The organism is Gluconacetobacter sp., from assembly GCF_047721585.1.
In the GTDB taxonomy this organism is placed as follows: domain Bacteria; phylum Pseudomonadota; class Alphaproteobacteria; order Acetobacterales; family Acetobacteraceae; genus Gluconacetobacter; species Gluconacetobacter dulcium.
The window spans coordinates 1-5,829 of the sequence record NZ_JBDNXE010000182.1 but is presented as its reverse complement, the minus strand read 5'-3'; the positions used below and the strand labels follow the sequence as shown (position 1 = coordinate 5,829).

The following is a 5,829-nucleotide window of genomic DNA, read 5'->3' as shown; positions in this document are numbered from 1 at the left end:
CTCCCGGAGCCAGGGCTTCGGGAGTGTCGGTATCGGGTATTGCGGGGGCAGGATTAGCTCTCAAATTGCTACAATCGCAAGATAAGAACAAAGCGGGATTAACAGGCTGTTTCGATACACTTTTCCATGCCTGTGCCTGATCCCTTACTGAAATTAATGAGTCCCTGCCCTCGTCAAACGGAGGATTTATTTATTCGAAGCCATGTCCGCTTACGCCGCGTGTCGAACATCTGCGCTCCCGAACAGATTCTCGCAAAGCGGACATAAGCGAGTGGAAACATCGGGGAGGGAAATTCGGAACAAAGCCCTGTTTGAGTTCCCGCTCTACAGTAAGTTCAAGGGACGTGACCTCGTCACTTACGCTAGCATGAACTTGTCTAATACAACCTCGTCTACGATGATCTTATCCACCTTTACGCCGTAGGCCATTGCCAGATCCACACTGCGATCGACCAAGTTAGTGTTGAGCCGGAAATCAAAGGCAGCATCGGTCAACTTGTTTAGGCGATCGAATTCGGCTGTTATCGTCGCTAGGACCATCTTCAACTTGTCATCTAGCTTGGACTCGAATGCTGCCATGTCGTCCATCAGGCGCTGGGTGACCTTTGCATTTTGCCCAGTAGTGAACTCAGCGACCATCTTGCCCGCCAAGCTACCGATGACAGCTCCGAGGACAGGGATCGGGATCAGTGCCTGACCCGCAGCAGTAGAAACGCCTACGATAGCAGATTCCGCACAGACGATCATGCCTAGGTCGACGAACTCGTCGAAGGGGATGTCGCCCTTGCAATAATCCTCTGCCAGAGAAGCTATGCCCTTGACCGCGCTCACGACCGCAGAGGCGAACGGGGCGGCCATGCCAGCATAATTGGTCATCAGGTAAATGGATCCTGCCGCCACAGCCCCCCCGGCTGCGCCCGTGGCTGTGTCGAGGCCGACCTCTTGCCAGTCCGCCGTAGTGAAGTCGCCCCTGAAGACGTTCTTGCCCGCCTTGTACTTGGCATAGAGGCCAACTGCCAAGGACAGGGAACCGCCGATAGCCCCGCCCACGAGAGCGGCCTGAGCAGCTTCTTGGAGTGACGGCTTATGGTCGTCGATGACCTTGTCCTTCAGTTCCTCGTTCTTGTTGATGAGGTCCTGCTGCTCGTTGTCCAAGGTCGTTCCGACCACATTCACCTGAACGCCGGGATAATCTACCACAGAGGATTGCACAGCGTCAGAGAAGGGTTTCCCTGTCTGTTCCTCGATATGCTTCACCAGAGCCCTAATGCTCTCTTCGGTCGACGCCTTCATGCCCTCGATATGGCCACCATTCAGCAGGGTCTGGATAGCTGTATAGGTGTCCTTGGGAATCATGTAGTGGGACCCGTTGTCGGTAAAACCCGGATATTTATCCAGATGTCCAAGAACGTGCCGGAGATTATTACCGATGCCGTTGATGAACTTTGACTGTACGGCCACTCCGTTGATGAAGTAATCGACGACATCGGTACGGCCGACCCCATCGACGGAGGCTGTCATGGTTTCCTGAGCCAGGGCCTGGCGGGCGTTGCGGATGCCGACTTCGACCTGCTCGGCAATTTCGCCGTGCTTGGTCATCATGCTTCCCAGGATGTTCTGGGGCTGAGAGAGAAAGGCGCGTACCTTGTTGATCTGCTCCACTGCGGTTTCGAACGCGGCATCCTGCGCAGCCACTTTGATGATTTCATCGTGAATCCGGGCCTCATTGATAGCCTGGATGACGACGCCGGCGGCCTGATCCTGAACGAGGCGGCGGCCGCGAGTCTCGAAAGTCTCCACGTTTATGCTTGCACCTTCTTGTTCAGTAGTACGGACAGCGAGTGGACGTGGTTGATGAGTGCAGCCAGCCATTCCTTCTGGACGGTGCTGAACGCGAGGTAATCCTCTGGTGCCCGTTCCTTGAGTTGAGCCAGCATCAAGGTGACACCGTCCACATGGCGTTCGGTCAGATTTAACAGGCGACTGATTTCCAGCTTGGCGGCGGAGAGGGCAGAAATGTGCGCCCGGATTTTCTTGGTTTCGGCGGCAGCGTCCTCGGCAATCGCGCGGTTACGGCTGCGAGCGAACAAACCGGCTGCCACCAGGGCGGTGCCTCCAATGGCCCAACCGACTGGCCCTGCCAAGGCAAGGAACGCCTCACCGGCAACCATACCACCGCCACCAGTCGCCAAGGCCCCGCCCCCTATCCAGGCCAGCGCAGCGTTGGTTGCAGCAACTCCGGACAGAGTCGAGATGGCAGTGCCGGTGCTGGCGGTACCAAACGTGGTGGCAATAACCATGGCCGCGCCTGGAGCGAAAGCTGCGACGCCCACGCCGGTAGCCACGCCTGCGGCCGCGCCGGTGCCTGCCCGGGTGTTGACCTTGGCGGCGTCTTTCTCGATTGCGGCAATGATCTCGTTGAAGGTCTTGAACTCGGCCCGGTATTCGGAAAACGTCTTGTCGAATTCCTTGGGGTTATTGGCGAGGGCGTTTATATAGCCCTCGACTTGAGTGATGATCTGCTCACTGCTGGACCGGCGTAGTTCGAACAGTCTGGCCGAGGCTTCACTGACAACCTTGGCACCAGATTCATGCTTGGCCTGGGCAACTTTTAGGGCTGTGATAGCCTCTTCTTTCATCGCACTATTGAACATCTTTGTTACTCCTGATGATATCGCAATCGTACCCAAGCCCTATAAGGAAAGGTCTGTTCTGGCTTGCTTTTGGTTAAAAGCAGACAGACAGCAGTCCGCCCAAGCAGCCTATCTGCTGTGGGCTTAGCTGAGAGGCGGCGGCTTGCCTTCAATTTAGTTGTTCAATAGCGGTTTCCAGATGTCCGAAAGCACCTTACTTGTCATGTTGAGAATGCTTACTCATCCGACCGCTGCTTTAGAAGACCCAGCACCTATCGGATTGGCGGGAGGTTCCTCATCAACGAGAAGCTTCAGCAGTTTGTCTTGCAACGCGGCGCGGCGAACTGCGTAGAAAGCTTCGAATCCGTGAATATCTGTCGGAAGTTGCCCGAGTTCATGGATCGACTGATAGTTAAGCGCTCCATCCTCGCTTCTGAAGCGATCTCGAAGCCACTCAGCGGGAAGAGCTGCTTGTTTTTCGATGTTAGCCGCCCCTTCGAGAAGTTGAAGGTTCGGAAGGGAATTAGCTTTCTTATAAAGTTCGTCTTGCTGTTCTGGTGGAATGCCCGCCTGTCGCAGCTTTCCTTTAGAAAAACGCGAAATGGGAAAGATATGATCTATGTGAAATTGATTGCGCAAATCCACAAAGGAGAATAGCAGCGAAAGCAAAGGAAAAATTCGTTTATCGCCGTAGGTTATCTCCAGCATATCCTCTATCTCTACAGGATCAAAGCGGAGTGACTTTCCTCGAGCTCGCATGACATCCATCAGCGTTATCACTGGAAAAATGTCTGAATTGGATTGTTTGATCGCTTCGCGCAAAGCAGTCAGTAGCGTGTCAAGACCGCTTCCCCATATGCCAGAAGCCTTAAGTAACGAGCGGATCAACCATTGTCGAATCGTTTCTCGATCATGATAAAACTGACCAGCGGTGACGTAGTTTGCCGGAACCTTCCGGTGGTAGAGATAATAAGCGATTGGAAGTAACGCGCTGTCTGCACGTAGCGTCTGCCCATTCATCCCGAAACTTGCTGCGAGTTCTACCGTACGAAGAAGAGCTGTACGAACGTCGGGCCAATTCGCCTCGAGCAGGGCCATATTTTCTGCGGTAAAGTTTTCGACTTTAAATCCGACACTGCTGATGCCAGCAAGCATCAGTCCTGCCTTTAGCACAAAGTCCTGACTCAGGGTAAAGCCAGTGCCAATCTTATTGAGTTCGTCGACAAGGCGATGGATTTCGGCCCTGGCGTCGAGCTGTTTCCATTGGGCTACCGCAACACTAAGCAATAAGTCGGAGTAAGAAAGCACAGTGCCGCCTGAATTGAGGCGGATAAAAATATTAAGGACACGCTCAATATCCTGCGCCTCTTCTTCATAATAATTAATTAGAGGTTTGTTATGGACAACATTATGCAGCGTATGGAGGATGTCGAAGGCTCGGTTAAGCATGTCGCCTTGTAAACCGTGTTTAGTTAGCCAAGAAAGCATCTCCGGGCCGGCCTGCATACCAAGGACACCCGGTACTTTGAACCACAAGGCGTCATCTATGCGTTGAATCTGCTCATCATCAAGGAAGCGAAAATCATACCTTGCACCGTCTTCATTCGACTCGGTAGATGCCAGCAGATTAAGACATAGGGTTTTGCGAGGAAATGCTTCCGGACTATTCCACCACTTATAGGGTATCTTCATCGCCATCGAACCTCGTAGGCCGATATTGAGTGCTGTCAAACGCTGTTGGCCATCTAAGACTGCTGTAACCGCCTGGTTATGCTGTATCGCGAGTTCGGGGCAATGAGCGGCATCACGTTGATGATAGTTCAAAACAAAATCATAAAACTTGAACTTGCCACTAGTCGTGGGCTCTACATGCCAAAAAAGGAAGGTACCGAACGGATAGCCCTGCATGAGACTGTCGAAGAGGCGCTCAATTTGCTGAGGTTTCCAAACGAACTCTCGTTGAATCGCAGGAAGCACGTATTGCTTTTTGTGAATACGGTTGAGCGCCTCTGCGATCGTGCCACCAGGCTTGTACACGTCCTATCTCCTTCAGTTCGAGAGTAAAATTACTGCGTTGACATGCACGCGCAACGTCAATTTCTGCACGACAAAATTTGGATAAATTACGACGACAAAGTGAACAGTCGGCGGTATAATTTATGGTCACTTTTCTAATCATACCGTTTAGACAGCGGACCTTCCGCTTACCCGCCATTCCTGCCATTAACATCATGCTGGAGTGAGAAGATGAGATATGGCTTGGATAGGCTTCATCCCATGACCAAAGCGCCCAATTGCCTCGCGATCTTTCTCAAGCGCCCCATAAGGTAGATACCGGACTTTCAGATCGGCAATCCTGCTGAAGGCCGGCCGCCTCAACTGTTCCCGCACATCGGCTTCCCGCTTGTCCGGCGCGACAAGAAACAGTCCATCCAGAGCCTGCGCCTCTGACCCGAGAGCAAGATCCAACATCCGCACGATGCCGGAATAGATGGTCGTTGAATGCTCGACCTCGAATGCTGCAACGATCCTGTGGCTTTCCCGGTCCAGCCACAAAACATCGATCAGACGCACGGATTCCACCCCTTGCGTTTCCGTCGTGAACCCAGGCAACACGGACAGACAGCCATCCCCCAGCTTGCCGTCCTGCCATGGACGACTGCGATCATTGGCGGCAATCCAGACATCGTAACCCAGTGAATGTCCCAGATCGCGAAGCCAGCCCTGAATCTCGGTATGGGTATGATCCGTTTCCCTCTCCGCTGCGAGGATCCGCGCTTCTTTTGCGCTCTGCTCCCTCACCTGGTGAAGATCGGCTTCCCAGAGTTTCCGCGCTGTTTCATCATCCTCGAGAGGCGGCGCCGAATAGCGTCCGCTTCCGAGGTCAAACAGCAGTCCTCCGATAGCGCCCAGATCATTGGACAGCGGCGAACGATAGGTCGTATTCAGCTTCAGGATGCCCTGCCGCATGGCAAGATATTCCTCCCATCGCCCCAGCTTCACCTTTGATCCGGTCAAGGCGTTGTAGCCGTTCACGATCGCCGTATTGAAAGGTGGCATGATCGTCGGATGCAGGAAATACAGCAGATTGGCGACGGCTGGCCCCAGTCCCTTTATCTTGCGGGCGTCAATCGCGTGAATAGCCGAGACCACATGCTCTTCGGTATTGCAGCACAGACAGGTATCGAGAAGCTGC

Annotated in this window: 4 protein-coding genes; all 4 read right to left on the bottom strand. The window is 53.5% G+C overall.

The window, feature by feature from the left end; all coding sequences use genetic code 11:
• Positions 1-357 precede the first annotated feature (357 nt).
• Positions 358-1,800 (bottom strand): hypothetical protein, encoded by a 1,443-nt coding sequence (locus tag ABF821_RS19520; protein ID WP_415531285.1) that lies wholly within the window; start codon positions 1,798-1,800, stop codon positions 358-360.
• A gap of 2 nt (positions 1,801-1,802) precedes the next feature.
• Positions 1,803-2,654, bottom strand: coding sequence for a hypothetical protein (locus ABF821_RS19515; RefSeq protein WP_415531284.1), 852 nt, complete (start codon positions 2,652-2,654; stop codon positions 1,803-1,805).
• Between the two features lie 219 nt (positions 2,655-2,873).
• On the bottom strand, positions 2,874-4,670 hold the full coding sequence (locus tag ABF821_RS19510) for a DUF262 domain-containing protein (protein ID WP_415531283.1): 1,797 nt from the start codon (positions 4,668-4,670) through the stop codon (positions 2,874-2,876).
• A 192-nt stretch (positions 4,671-4,862) separates the two neighbouring features.
• The coding region (locus tag ABF821_RS19505; protein WP_415531282.1) for a type II restriction endonuclease at positions 4,863-5,829 on the bottom strand (967 nt) is incomplete at its 5' end.